A 12,479-nucleotide genomic window follows, 5' to 3' on the forward strand; every position below is an offset into this window, starting at 1 on the left:
GGTCAGTCTCGTACGTCGTCCCGCACGCAGACGAAAATCGCCGAGCCGGGAATCAGCCTGCCCCGCAGCGGGGACCAGCCGCCCCACTCCGACGTGTTCCACTCGGGCCACTGCGGCTCGACCAGATCGGCCAGCCGGAAGCCGCCCGCCAGCACGTCCCGCACCCGGTCCCCGAGGGTGCGGTGGTGCTCGACGTACACCGCGTTCCCCTGCTCGTCCTGCTCGACGTACGGGGTGCGGTCGAAGTAGGAGGACGTGGCCGTGAGGCCCTCGGGCCCCGGCTCGTCGGGGAACGCCCAGCGGATCGGGTGTGTGACGGAGAAGATCCAGCGGCCGCCGGGCCGCAGCACCCGGTGCACCTCGCGGAACACCTTCACCGGGTCCGCGACGAACGGCACGGCGCCGTACGCGGAACAGGCGAGGTCGAAGGAGCCGTCGCGGAACGGCAGGACCGATGCGTCGGCCGCCACCAGCGGGACCGCGGCCGCGCCGGGCCTGTTCTCGCCGATCCGCAGCGCGTGCTGGAGCTGCCGGTGGGAGACGTCGAGGGCCACCGGGCGTGCGCCCTGGGCGGCCAGCCAGCGCGAGCACTGCGCGGCTCCGGCGCCGATCTCCAGGACGTCCAGTCCCCTGAGCCCCTCGGCCGGGCCGAGCAGCTCGGCCTCCACCTCGTCGAGGCCCTCGGGCCCCCAGACGAAACGGTCGTCGCCCAGGAAGGAGCCGTGCTCGGTCTGGTACTCGTCGGCGTTGCGGTCCCACCAGCCCCGGTTGGCCCGGCTGCTCTCGGTGTCCCCGGCGTCACGGCGCGTCGCCTCGGGTTCGTACTCGTACTCTTCGTTCATCGTGCCAGTCTGTATCGTCGGCAGCGGCGGCAGTGCCGGTGCCCGGCACCGGCAGAACGGCACCGGGGCCGATGTGGCCTCGTGCAACTGAAGTTGTGCCGGGATTGGTGCGATCCGCCCCGGGTGTGCGCCTTCGCGCATTGACCGTGTCCGGCCGTCCCCGTATGCTACAAGTTGCGCTGCGAGCCTGCGCTCCTCAGACCTAGCAGGCTGCGCTTGCATCTGTTGCATGTCCCCTCGGTTATCGAGGCGCCACCGATGTGTTCGGCAACGAGCACGGAATACCGGATCGGCGCTTCCTGGGCTGTCCGGCGTCTGCAGAGGCGATACGGGCTCCCGGCGTAGCAGTACCTACGACTTCAATGTCCGTACCGGAGCCCTTTCCCACATGACGAGCAGCACCGAGACCACCGCCACCACGCCGCAGGTTGCGGTCAACGACATCGGCGACGCGGACGCGTTCCTCGCGGCGATCGACGAGACGATCAAGTACTTCAACGATGGCGACATCGTTGACGGCGTCATCGTCAAGGTTGACCGGGACGAGGTCCTCCTCGACATCGGTTATAAGACCGAAGGCGTCATTCCGAGCCGCGAGCTCTCGATCAAGCACGACGTCGACCCCAATGAGGTCGTCAAGGTCGGCGACGAGATCGAGGCCCTGGTTCTCCAGAAGGAGGACAAGGAAGGCCGCCTGATCCTCTCGAAGAAGCGCGCTCAGTACGAGCGTGCCTGGGGCACCATCGAGAAGATCAAGGAAGAAGACGGAATCGTCACCGGCACCGTCATCGAGGTCGTCAAGGGTGGTCTCATCCTCGACATCGGCCTCCGTGGCTTCCTGCCGGCCTCCCTGGTCGAGATGCGTCGTGTCCGCGACCTCCAGCCCTACGTGGGCAAGGAGCTCGAGGCCAAGATCATCGAGCTGGACAAGAACCGCAACAACGTGGTCCTGTCCCGCCGTGCCTGGCTTGAGCAGACCCAGTCCGAGGTTCGCCAGACGTTCCTCACGACCCTGCAGAAGGGTCAGGTCCGCTCCGGCGTCGTCTCCTCGATCGTCAACTTCGGTGCCTTCGTGGACCTGGGTGGCGTCGACGGTCTCGTGCACGTCTCCGAGCTCTCCTGGAAGCACATCGACCACCCCTCCGAGGTTGTCGAGGTCGGCCAGGAAGTCACCGTCGAGGTTCTCGACGTGGACATGGACCGCGAGCGTGTCTCCCTGTCGCTCAAGGCGACGCAGGAAGACCCGTGGCAGCAGTTCGCCCGTACGCACCAGATCGGTCAGGTCGTCCCGGGCAAGGTCACGAAGCTCGTTCCGTTCGGTGCGTTCGTGCGCGTCGACGAGGGCATCGAGGGCCTGGTCCACATCTCCGAGCTGGCCGAGCGCCACGTGGAGATCCCGGAGCAGGTCGTCCAGGTCAACGACGAGATCTTCGTCAAGGTCATCGACATCGACCTTGAGCGCCGCCGCATCAGCCTCTCGCTGAAGCAGGCCAACGAGTCCTTCGGTTCGGACCCGGCCTCGGTCGAGTTCGACCCGACGCTGTACGGCATGGCCGCGTCGTACGACGACCAGGGGAACTACATCTACCCCGAGGGCTTCGACCCCGAGACCAACGACTGGCTCGAGGGCTTCGACACCCAGCGCGAGGCTTGGGAAGGCCAGTACGCCGAGGCGCAGACGCGCTTCGAGCAGCACCAGGCCCAGGTCATCAAGTCCCGCGAGGCCGACGAGGCCGCTGCTGCCGAGGGCGCTGCCGCTCCGGCCGCGGCCAGCGGTGGCAACGCGGGTGCGGGTGCCTCGGGCGGTTCGTACTCCTCGGAGTCGGACGACAACTCCGGCGCCCTGGCGTCGGACGAGGCCCTGGCCGCCCTGCGCGAGAAGCTGGCCGGTGGCCAGAGCTGACGCTCAGGTCCCAGCTGGTGCATAGCTGAAGTCGAGGCCCGCTCCCTTCGGGGGGCGGGCCTCACTCATGTCCGCACGGGCCCGGGTCCGTGCGCAAGGCGTGGCGGCGGGGAATGCGCGGGCCGTGCGGGGCGTTCTCCCCGGTGAACACGAGGAGGAGCGGTAATCGTGCTTGATCCGCAAGAGTTGTACGCATGGGAGCCGAAGGGCCTGGCAGTCGTCGATGTGGCGCTCGCCCAGGAGTCGGCCGGACTGGTCATGCTCTATCACTTCGACGGGTACATCGACGCGGGCGAGACCGGCGACCAGATCGTCGAGGGTCTGCTGGACACGCTGCCCCACGAGCTGGTCGCCAGTTTCGACCACGACCGGCTCGTGGACTACCGCGCGCGCCGCCCCCTGCTGACCTTCAAGCGCGACCAGTGGACGGACTACGAGACCCCGACGCTCGACGTGCGCCTGGTCCAGGACGCCACGGGTGCGCCCTTCCTGCTGCTCTCGGGCCCCGAGCCCGATGTCGAGTGGGAGCGGTTCGCGGCCGCGGTCGAGCAGATCGTCGACCGGCTCGGCGTGCGGATCTCGGTGAACTTCCACGGGATCCCGATGGGGGTGCCGCACACCCGCCCGGTCGGGATCACCCCGCACGGCAACCGCACGGATCTGATGCCCGGGCACAAGTCGCCGTTCGACGAGGCGCAGGTGCCGGGCAGCGCGGAGTCGCTGGTGGAGTTCCGGCTCGCGCAGTCGGGGCACGACGTGCTCGGTGTGGCCGCCCATGTGCCGCACTACGTCGCGCGGTCCTCGTACCCCGACGCGGCGCTGACCGCCCTTGAGGCCGTCACCGCGGCGACCGGTCTGGTCCTGCCGAGCGTCGCGCACGCGCTGCGCACCGAGGCGCAGCGCACTCAGGACGAGATCGAGCGCCAGATCGGCGAGGGCGACGAGGAACTGACCGCCCTGGTCCAGGGACTTGAGCACCAGTACGACGCGCTGGCCGGATCGGAGACCCGTGGCAATCTGGTCGCCGAGGCGGTCGAACTGCCGTCGGCGGACGAGATCGGCCGCGAATTCGAACGCTTCCTCGCGGAGCGGGAGGGAGACGCCTGATGCCCCGCCGGAAGACCCCGGCGGACAGGCTCTAGGCTCCTGGCCATGCTGAAAGTGGGATTGACCGGTGGAATCGGCGCCGGCAAGAGCGAAGTGTCCCGGCTGCTCGTCAGTTACGGAGCGGTGCTGATCGACGCCGACCGGATCGCCCGCGAGGTGGTGGAACCGGGAACTCCGGGGCTGGCAGCCGTGGTCGAGGCGTTCGGTGAGTCCGTACTCGCCGGGGACGGCAGCCTTAACCGGCCCGCTCTCGGTTCGGTCGTCTTCGCCGACCCGGACCGCCTGGCGACGCTGAACGCGATCGTCCACCCGCTCGTCGGAGCCCGCTCCGCCGAACTGGAGGGCCTGGCGGACGCGGACTCGGTCGTCATCCACGACGTACCGCTGCTCACCGAGAACGGTCTCGCCCCGCTCTACGACCTGGTGGTCGTGGTGGACGCGTCGCCGCAGACGCAGCTGGACCGGCTGGTACGGCTGCGCGGAATGCAGGAGTCCGAGGCCCGCGCCCGGATGGCAGCCCAGGCCACCAGGGAGCAGCGCCGCGAGATCGCCGACATCCTGATCGACAACGACGGCCCGCTGGACGCCCTGGAGCCGCAGGTGCGCACGGTCTGGGCACAGCTGACGGAGCGGGCCGGGCGCTGATCGTCCGGGCGACCGAGAAGAAAGGCCAGCACCGATGTCCCACAGCACACCCGAGACCCACGTCATCGACTACCGCGCGGCCGAACAGCTGCTGGACGCCCGCGACCCACGAGGCGCCGTGAAACTGCTGGACGAAGTCATCGCGGCTCACCCGGAGCACACCGCGGCGCGCCTGCTGCGCGCCCGGGCGTTCTTCGCCGCCGCGCAACTCCGCCCGGCCGAGCTGGAATTCCAGCTGGTGCTGGAGCGGGAGCCGGACAACGCCTTCGCGCACTTCGCCCTGGCCCGGACCTTCGAGCGGGCCGGCCGCCCCGAACAGGCAAGGCGCCACTTCAGGTTGGCCGCCGCGCTCGACCCGCAGCCCGAATATCTGCGGGCCGCGCGGTTCGACTCCGAGGACTGACTCCGGGGACCGGGGCGGGAGTTCCGGACGGTGGCGGGAACGGCGGCCGGGGCACGTTCGTTCTGTACGGCATGAGCATCCGGATGCGCGAGGGATACGAGGGCACGGGGCCGGGAGCGAGAACGCCCGACGGGTGCTCCGTCGAGCTCTACAAGCGGCTCCCCGTCGGGGGCGAACCGGATGTCGTCGCGGCGGCGGTCCCGGCCGGAGCGAGCATCCTCGAACTGGGCAGCGGCGCGGGCCGGGTCACCCGCCCGCTGGCCCAACGGGGCTTCAGGGTGACAGCGGTGGACGAGTCACCCGGCATGCTGGAGCAGATCGAGGGCACCGGGGGCGTCCGCACGGTGTGCAGTCCGATCGAGGAACTGGACACCGGCGAGCGCTACGACGTGGTGATGCTGGCGTCCTATCTGGTGCACGCGGGCGATCCGCGGGTGCGCCACGGGCTGCTGCGCACCTGCCGCCGTCACGTGAAGGACGACGGGTGTGTGCTGATACAGCGCGAGGGCCTCGACTGGCACACGGACGTACCGAGGGAGCGGCGCAACAGCGCGGGCGGGATCGTCCGGATCAGATCCGCGACCCCGGTCGGTGACGGTGTGGACGCGATGCTCTGCGAGTACGAGTACCCGGACGCGACGTGGACGCAGACGTTCCTGTCGCGCCCGCTGAGCCACGAGGAGTTCGAGCGGCACCTGGGCGAGGCCGGGCTCGTCGTGGACAGCTTCCTCACGGAGGACGGCACGTGGGTCCGGGCACTGCCCGCACGGTGAGTACCGGATGCCCGGGGTGCGGGCGGCTGCCCGCGGGCGCTCCGACGGCCGGCGCGCCGCTGTCAGTGGACCAGGGTGTAGCTGCGCCAGGCCACGAGCGGTGGCGTCACCGTGTTCGTCATCGTGGTCGCGTTGTACACCGAGGGCTTTCCGGTGCACCCGGCGCCCGGGTACAGCCACATGTCGATCAGCGTCTTGTTGGCGACGGACGCGGCGCCCCCGCGCGGCAGCGGATGGCAGCCGCTCACGGACGGATTCGAGACGGTGACGACCTTCGAATCCGGTGTGGTGTACGAGATCGTGCCGACCGCCGTGCGGCTGAGACCGGAACACCCGGCTACGGCGAACGGCAGGAGCACTGCGCCGGCGATGAAGCCGAGGCGCCGGTGATCGGACATGCGCGGTCCCGTCTGTACGGAGAGTCACTGGTGGGAGCAACCCTGCCCGCTTCCGGACCCCGCGGCATCCGGTGCTGGGCCGCGCGGGGGACGGCGCTCAGTCCACGACGGCGGTCGCGGTGATCTCGACCAGCTGGCCCGGATACCCCAGGCAGCCGACCCCGAGCAGAGTCGAGGTGTGCGGCCCTGCGCCGAGACCGGAGGCCCGGACGACCTGCCAGACGCCGGACAGCGTTTCCGGGGTATCGGCGACCACGTACACGGTGGTGGCGACGACCAGGGAGAGGCCGCTTCCGATCGCCCGCAGCGCCTCCTCCAGATTGGCGAGAACCTGTTCGGTCTGCAGCAGCGGATCGCCGGGCCCGACCAGCTTTCCCGCTGCGTCGAGGGGTACCGATCCGGCCATGAAGGCGAGCTGCTGTCCGGCTTCGACCACGGCCGCATGCGCGTAGCCGGGCGGCGGGAAGAGTGTCGGGACCGTGCTGTGCCGGGCCATCCTGGCCGCCTTTCACCCGACATGAGGAGCCGGGACCTTTACGGGAAGGTCGTGGGACGGTACCAGGGGGGAGGGGCCCGGCACCTCTCCTTTCCGGCCGGGCTCCGCCGAGCGGGCCGTCCGGACCCCGCCGGTGAACGCATGCTTTCCACCGAGCCGTTGGGACCGAAGTGAAGAGTGGAGATCTGAACCAGATGGAACCGGTGTGCATGACGCGTCAGGGCGCCGTCCGCGGTCGGATGGACGACGCAGGGGTGGCATCCTTCCTCGGAATCCCTTACGCGGCGCCGCCGTTCGGACCGCGCCGGTTCCGTGCGCCCGCGCCGCCCGCACCGTGGCAGGGTGTGCGGGAAGCACATGTCCACGGTCCGACCGCGCCCAGAGCGCCGTACGCGCCCCCCTTCGACGTCCTGATCCCCGAGGACCTCGGCAACGAAGGCGAGAACTGTCTCAACCTCAGTGTCTGGACGCCCGAGCCGGGGCCCAACGGTGGCCTCCCGGTCATGGTGTGGCTCCACGGAGGGGCGTTCTCGAACGGCTCGGGGTCGGCTTCCGCCTACGACGGCAGAGCGTTCGCCCGCGACGGCGTGGTCTGTGTGACGGTCAACTACCGGCTGGGCTCCGACGGTTTCCTGAGCCTGGAGGGCGCCCCCGACAACCGCGGGCTGCTCGATCAGATCGCGGCCCTGGAATGGGTGCACGAGAACATCGCCTCCTTCGGCGGTGCCCCCGACCGGGTCACGGTCTTCGGGGAGTCGGCCGGTGCGATGAGCATCGGCATGCTGCTGGGGATGGAGCCGGCCCGCGGGCTGTTCCGGCGGGCCGTTCTGCAGAGCGGGGGCGCGCATCACTTCCTGCGCCCCCGCTCCGCCCAGCTGATCGCCGCGCACCTCGCCGAGCGGCTCGGCGTCGCTCCCGTCGCCACGGAATTCGCCGCTCTGCCGCTCGCCACGCTGCTCGGGGCGCAGGCGGAGCTGCGCGCGGAGATCGGGCGCCGTCCCGATCCGGAGCTGTGGGGAGACGCCGCGCTCAATGCGATGCCCTTCGAGCCGGTCGCTCCCGGACTCACCCTGCCCGGCCCGGACTGCGGTGTCGACCTGCTCGTCGGCAGCAACCAGGAGGAGAACCGCCTCTTCATGGTCCCGACCGGGCGGATGGACGCGATCACGGAGGAGCGGCTGCGGCTGGCCGCGACGGCGTACGGACTCGACCCGGACCGGGCCCTCGCCGTCTACCGCTCGGGGCGCGAGCAGGCGAGCCCGGGCGAGCTCTTCGACGCGCTGGCGACCGACTGGTTCTACCGGATTCCCGCCCTCCGCCTGGCCGAGGCCGTACCCGGTTCGCACGTGTACGAATTCGCCTGGCGCTCACCGCAGTTCGACGGTGGACTCGGCGCCTGCCACGCCTCCGAGCTGGGCTTCGTCTTCGACAATCTGCACGACCCCACGTATCGCCCGATGCTCGGGAGCCACCCGCCCCAGGCGCTGGCCGACACGGTGCACGGAGCCTGGGTGGCCTTCGCGGAGACCGGGGACCCGGGCTGGCCGGCGTACGGACCGGCCGAGCGCACCACGATGATCTTCGCCGACGCGTCAGGCCCCGTCCGTGATCCGCGTCCCGCGGAGCGCGCCTTGTGGGAAGGGGTGCGCTGAGCCGGTCCCCGCCGCCTCCGCCAGCCACCTGCCGACCTTGCCGGCGGTCGGCTGTCGGACCCCGCACCTACACTCGCAGAGAGACGGAAGCAGGGTGGAAAGGCAGGTGAGCGGGGTGCGCCGGACAGCGGAGACACAAGGGGAGACCGGGGCCGGGCCCGCGGCGCTCACCCGGCAGGCGGCGGTTTTCCTGCCCGCCGCCCTGCCCCGCGAAGGCCGGTTCGCCTTCTGGGATCCGGCAGCGGGACAGGTGCCGGCCGCCGGCTCCGAGGAACTCGTGGTCGTACAGCGGCACGGTACGGCGGCCCGTCGCCGTACCGTGCCAGCTGTTCTGCTGCCCGTCACCGAGGCGCTGCCGCTGCTGGCCGCCGCGCGGCACTCCCCGGTCGCCCACCCCGCCGCCCGCTGCTGGGGCGCGGCGGCGTTGCATGCCCTTCAACTGGCCGCCCGGGGGCGGTTCCTGCCCGGACTGACCACCGATGACCACGACGCCTGGCGGGCCGGGCCGCTCGACGCGGAGGACGTCGCACATCTGCGTGCGGTGGCCGCCGCCATGCCGCCCGAGGCGTACGCCGTCCCGCTCCCCGGCCGCACACCCCTGGAGCTCCCGGAGCCCGAAGGGCTGATCCGGTCGTTCTACGACGCCGTCGCCGACGCCCTGCCGCGCACCCCGGCCGCACCGCACGCGGCCGGGCCCGTCTACGCAGCCCGCGCACCCCAGCGGCTGCCGGGGCTGCGCGAGTGGGCGGCCGAGGTGGCGGCAGGGGCGGACGCGGGCGTACAGGTCTCGCTCCGGCTCGACCTCTCCGGCTACGAGCTGTTCGACCGCGCCGACGACGTGGCCACCCCGGCGGACGGCGCGGCCGGTGACACCGCCGCCGGTGACACCGGGGCGGCCGGTCGTGCCGCGGCACGGGAGCGGCGGGCCGCCGCGGCCGTCGTCCAGGTGCACAGCCTCGCCGACCCGACGCTGGTGGCCGACGCGGGACGGCTCTGGGCCGGTGACGGCGACGAGCACTTCGGGCCGCGGGTACGGATCGACGCCGTACTGGCGCTGCGGCGCGCCGCGCGGGTATGGCCCCCGCTGGCCGGGCTCCTGGAGCGGCCCGTGCCCGACGTACTGCCGTTGTCCGAGGACGAGTTGTACGAGCTGCTCGGCCCGGCCGCCGCACGGCTCGCCGCGGCGGGCGTCGTCGTGCACTGGCCGCGGGACCTGGTCCGGTCGCTGTCCGCCGCCGCGGTCGTCAGACCCGCGCCCGGCTCGGCCACGGACGGCACCTCGTTCTTCGACGCGGAACAGCTCTTCGCCTTCAGCTGGCAGCTGGCCGTCGGCGACGACCGGCTGACCGAATCGGAGATGGACCTCCTGGCCGAGGCGCACCGCCCGATCGTGCGCCTGCGCGACCAGTGGGTCGTCGTCGACCCGGCCCTCGTACGGAAGGCACGCAAGCGGGAGCTGGGGCTCCTCGCACCGGTGGACGCGCTGTCGGTGGCACTGACCGGCAGCGCCGACGTGGACGGTGAGACGGTCGAGGCTGTCCCGGTCGGCGCGCTCGCGACCCTGCACTCCAGACTCACGTCCGACACGGCGCCGTTGCCACAGCCCGCCGGACTGGAGGCCACGCTCCGCGATTACCAGCTGCGCGGTCTGGGCTGGCTCGATCTGATGACCTCGCTCGGCCTCGGCGGCTGCCTCGCCGACGACATGGGCCTCGGCAAGACGATCACGCTCATCGCCCTCCATCTGCACCGCGCCCGCGCCGAACCCACGCTGGTCGTCTGCCCCGCCTCGCTGCTCGGGAACTGGCAGCGCGAGATCACCCGCTTCGCCCCGGGCGTGCCCGTCCGCCGTTTCCACGGCACCGACCGCTCACTGGCCGGCACCGACGGCGGCTTCGTCCTCACGACGTACGGGACGATGCGGACCAGCGCCGCCGAACTGGCCGGGCACCCCTGGGGCATGGTCGTCGCCGACGAGGCACAGCACATCAAGAACCCCAACGCGGCGACGGCGAAGGCCCTGCGCACCATCCCCGCCCCGGCGCGGGTCGCCCTCACCGGCACCCCCGTCGAGAACAACCTCTCCGAACTGTGGGCGCTCCTCGACTGGACGACCCCCGGGCTCCTCGGACCGCTCAAGACGTTCCGCGCCCGCCACGCGAGGATCGTCGAGAACGGCGAGGAGGACGGCGCGGTCGAGCGGCTGGCCCGGCTCGTCAGGCCGTTCCTCCTGCGCCGCAAGAAGTCCGACCCCGGTATCGCCCCCGAGCTTCCGCCCAAGACGGAGACCGACCACCCCGTCCCGCTCACCAGGGAGCAGGCATCGCTCTACCAGGCGGTCGTCCGCGAGTCGATGGCGGTCATCGAAGCCGGTGAGGGCTTCGGCCGGCGCGCCCAGATCATGAAGCTGCTCACCGCGCTCAAGCAGATCTGCAACCACCCCGCGCAGTATCTGAAGGAGGGCCCCTCCCGCCTCGCCGGACGCTCGGGCAAGCTCGCCCTCCTCGACGAACTCCTCGACACCATCCTCGCGGAGGGCGGTTCCGGCGGCGCGGTCCTGGTCTTCACCCAGTACGTGGCGATGGCCCGGCTGCTCTCCGAACACCTCACCGCACGCGGCATCCCCTCGCAGCTCCTGCACGGAGGGACGCCCGTGGCCCGGCGCGAGGAGATGGTGGACCGCTTCCAGGCCGGCGAGTGCCCGGTCTTCCTGCTCTCCCTCAAGGCGGCGGGGACCGGGCTGAACCTCACCAGAGCCGGTCACGTCATCCACTACGACCGCTGGTGGAACCCGGCCGTCGAGGAACAGGCGACGGACCGCGCGTACCGCATCGGCCAGACTCAGCCGGTGCAGGTCCACCGGCTGATCACGGAGGGCACCGTGGAGGACCGGATCGCCGAGATGCTGACGGCCAAGCGCGCGCTGGCCGACGCGGTGCTCGGCTCCGGTGAGAGCGCCCTCACCGAGCTGGGCGACGCGGAGCTCGCGGACCTGGTGTCCTTGCGGAGGCCCTCATGAGCAGCTGGTGGGGGAACGCCTGGGTGGCCGCCCTGGAAGCGCTGTCGCTCGACCCGGGACGGCTCGAACGGGGCAGGAGTTACGCCGACGCCGGCCATGTCGCCGCGGTGAACGTCGCACCGGGCCGCATCCTCGCCTACGTGCACGGGAGCCGCCCGCGCCCCTACCGGGCGGAGCTGCGGCTGCGCACGCTCTCCGGCGCCGACTGGGACCACTTCCTGGAAGTGGCCGCCGCCCAGCCGGGCCACATCGCCGCGCTGCTCGACAAGGACATGCCCCACTCGCTGGTCGACGCGGCGGCCGAGGCCGGTGTCGCCCTGCTCCCGGCGCCGGGCGATCTCGTTCCGTCCTGCACCTGCCCCGACAGCGGCCGCCCCTGCAAGCATGCTGCCGCCCTCTGCTACGAGACGGCCCGCCTCCTCGACTCCGATCCGTTCGTCCTGCTCCTGATGCGAGGGAGGAGCGAGCGTGAACTCCTCGACGAACTGGCCCGGCGCAACGCGGCCAATGCCGCACGGGAGCAGCCCACCGCGCCGCCCGCCCCCGGAGTCCCCGCACGGGAAGCGCTCACCCCGCGGTTCCTGCCGCCTCTTCCCCCGCCCCTGCCCGTCGGGCCGTATCCGGGCCGCCCGCCCGCCTACCCCGAGGCACCCGGGGCTCCCGACCCGTCGGCTCTCGACGACCTCGCCACCGACGCCGCGGCGCGCGCCCACACCCTGCTCACCACCGGCGCCGACCCCGTCAGCGGCCTCACCCCCTGGCAGGACGCGGTCCGGCTGGCAGCGGCCCGCCCCACCGCCGGACTGACCGCCACCACCCGCACTCTCTACCGCGCTCTCGCGTCGGCAACCGGCCGTACCCCCACGGACCTGGCGCGGGCCGTCGCCGCCTGGCGGCAGGGCGGCGCCGAGGGCCTGGCCGTACTCGAAACGCCGTGGGACCCGCCCGCCGGCCCCTTCGACCGGGCCCGCGCCGCCCTGGCCGCCGCCGGGCTGCCGCGCTTCCAGCCCTCGCGCAACCGGCTGACCGTGCCGGGCGGCGCCCTCCAGCTCCGCTTCGGCCGGGACAACCGCTGGTACGCCTACGAATCCGACCCGGGCAGGGACGACTGGTGGCCGCGGGACACCCCGGACGCCGACCCGGTGGAGGCACTCCGGCGCTAACCTCGAAGGGCGCCAGTCTGAGAGGCCCGCGGAACGGCTCGGCCCACGGACCGACTCGGCTCGCGGAACGGCTCACTC

The 12,479-nt window shown here is 71.8% G+C and carries 11 protein-coding genes; 8 read left to right on the plus strand and 3 right to left on the minus strand.

Going from position 1 to position 12,479, the window contains the following annotated elements:
* Nucleotides 1-2: 2 nt before the first annotated feature.
* Entirely contained in the window at nucleotides 3-842 is an 840-nt protein-coding gene (locus OG285_RS27900) for a class I SAM-dependent methyltransferase (RefSeq protein ID WP_356824773.1), read from the minus strand.
* A gap of 388 nt (nucleotides 843-1,230) precedes the next feature.
* On the opposite strand from OG285_RS27900, the gene rpsA reads away from it, so the two are divergent.
* The 5 genes from rpsA to OG285_RS27925 all read left to right on the plus strand — a co-directional run bounded on the left by rpsA (nucleotide 1,231) and on the right by OG285_RS27925 (nucleotide 5,673).
* Entirely contained in the window at nucleotides 1,231-2,745 is a 1,515-nt protein-coding gene (gene rpsA, locus OG285_RS27905) for a 30S ribosomal protein S1 (protein WP_356824771.1), read from the plus strand.
* A 168-nt stretch (nucleotides 2,746-2,913) separates the two neighbouring features.
* Entirely contained in the window at nucleotides 2,914-3,852 is a 939-nt protein-coding gene (locus OG285_RS27910) for a PAC2 family protein (RefSeq protein WP_356824769.1), read from the plus strand.
* 45 nt (nucleotides 3,853-3,897) lie between these two features.
* Nucleotides 3,898-4,497, plus strand: a complete 600-nt coding sequence (gene coaE / locus OG285_RS27915; protein ID WP_356824767.1) for a dephospho-CoA kinase — start codon at nucleotides 3,898-3,900, stop codon at nucleotides 4,495-4,497.
* A 34-nt stretch (nucleotides 4,498-4,531) separates the two neighbouring features.
* Nucleotides 4,532-4,900 carry a tetratricopeptide repeat protein gene (locus tag OG285_RS27920; RefSeq protein WP_356824765.1) on the plus strand — a complete coding sequence of 123 codons (369 nt, stop codon included), beginning with the start codon at nucleotides 4,532-4,534 and terminating at the stop codon, nucleotides 4,898-4,900.
* Nucleotides 4,901-4,971: 71 nt separating this feature from the next.
* Entirely contained in the window at nucleotides 4,972-5,673 is a 702-nt protein-coding gene (locus OG285_RS27925) for a class I SAM-dependent methyltransferase (RefSeq protein ID WP_371792557.1), read from the plus strand.
* 62 nt (nucleotides 5,674-5,735) lie between these two features.
* On the opposite strand, the gene OG285_RS27930 is transcribed toward OG285_RS27925, so the two are convergent.
* Complete coding sequence (locus tag OG285_RS27930; RefSeq protein ID WP_356824761.1) at nucleotides 5,736-6,071, minus strand: hypothetical protein; 336 nt, start codon at nucleotides 6,069-6,071, stop codon at nucleotides 5,736-5,738.
* 97 nt (nucleotides 6,072-6,168) lie between these two features.
* Nucleotides 6,169-6,567 (minus strand): RidA family protein, encoded by a 399-nt coding sequence (locus OG285_RS27935; protein ID WP_371792558.1) that lies wholly within the window; start codon nucleotides 6,565-6,567, stop codon nucleotides 6,169-6,171.
* A gap of 209 nt (nucleotides 6,568-6,776) precedes the next feature.
* On the opposite strand from OG285_RS27935, the gene OG285_RS27940 reads away from it, so the two are divergent.
* From OG285_RS27940 to OG285_RS27950, 3 genes are all read left to right on the plus strand, one after another.
* Nucleotides 6,777-8,219, plus strand: a complete 1,443-nt coding sequence (locus tag OG285_RS27940; RefSeq protein ID WP_356824757.1) for a carboxylesterase family protein — start codon at nucleotides 6,777-6,779, stop codon at nucleotides 8,217-8,219.
* Nucleotides 8,220-8,325: 106 nt separating this feature from the next.
* On the plus strand, nucleotides 8,326-11,238 hold the full coding sequence (locus OG285_RS27945; RefSeq protein ID WP_371793639.1) for a DEAD/DEAH box helicase: 2,913 nt from the start codon (nucleotides 8,326-8,328) through the stop codon (nucleotides 11,236-11,238).
* Nucleotides 11,235-12,401: an SWIM zinc finger family protein gene (locus OG285_RS27950; protein WP_371792559.1), complete on the plus strand. Its 1,167-nt coding sequence runs from the start codon at nucleotides 11,235-11,237 to the stop codon at nucleotides 12,399-12,401. Before OG285_RS27945 ends, OG285_RS27950 begins: the two co-directional genes overlap by 4 nt.
* Nucleotides 12,402-12,479: the final 78 nt, after the last annotated feature.

The sequence above is a fragment of the Streptomyces sp. NBC_01471 genome (assembly GCF_041438865.1).
Taxonomy (GTDB): domain Bacteria; phylum Actinomycetota; class Actinomycetes; order Streptomycetales; family Streptomycetaceae; genus Streptomyces.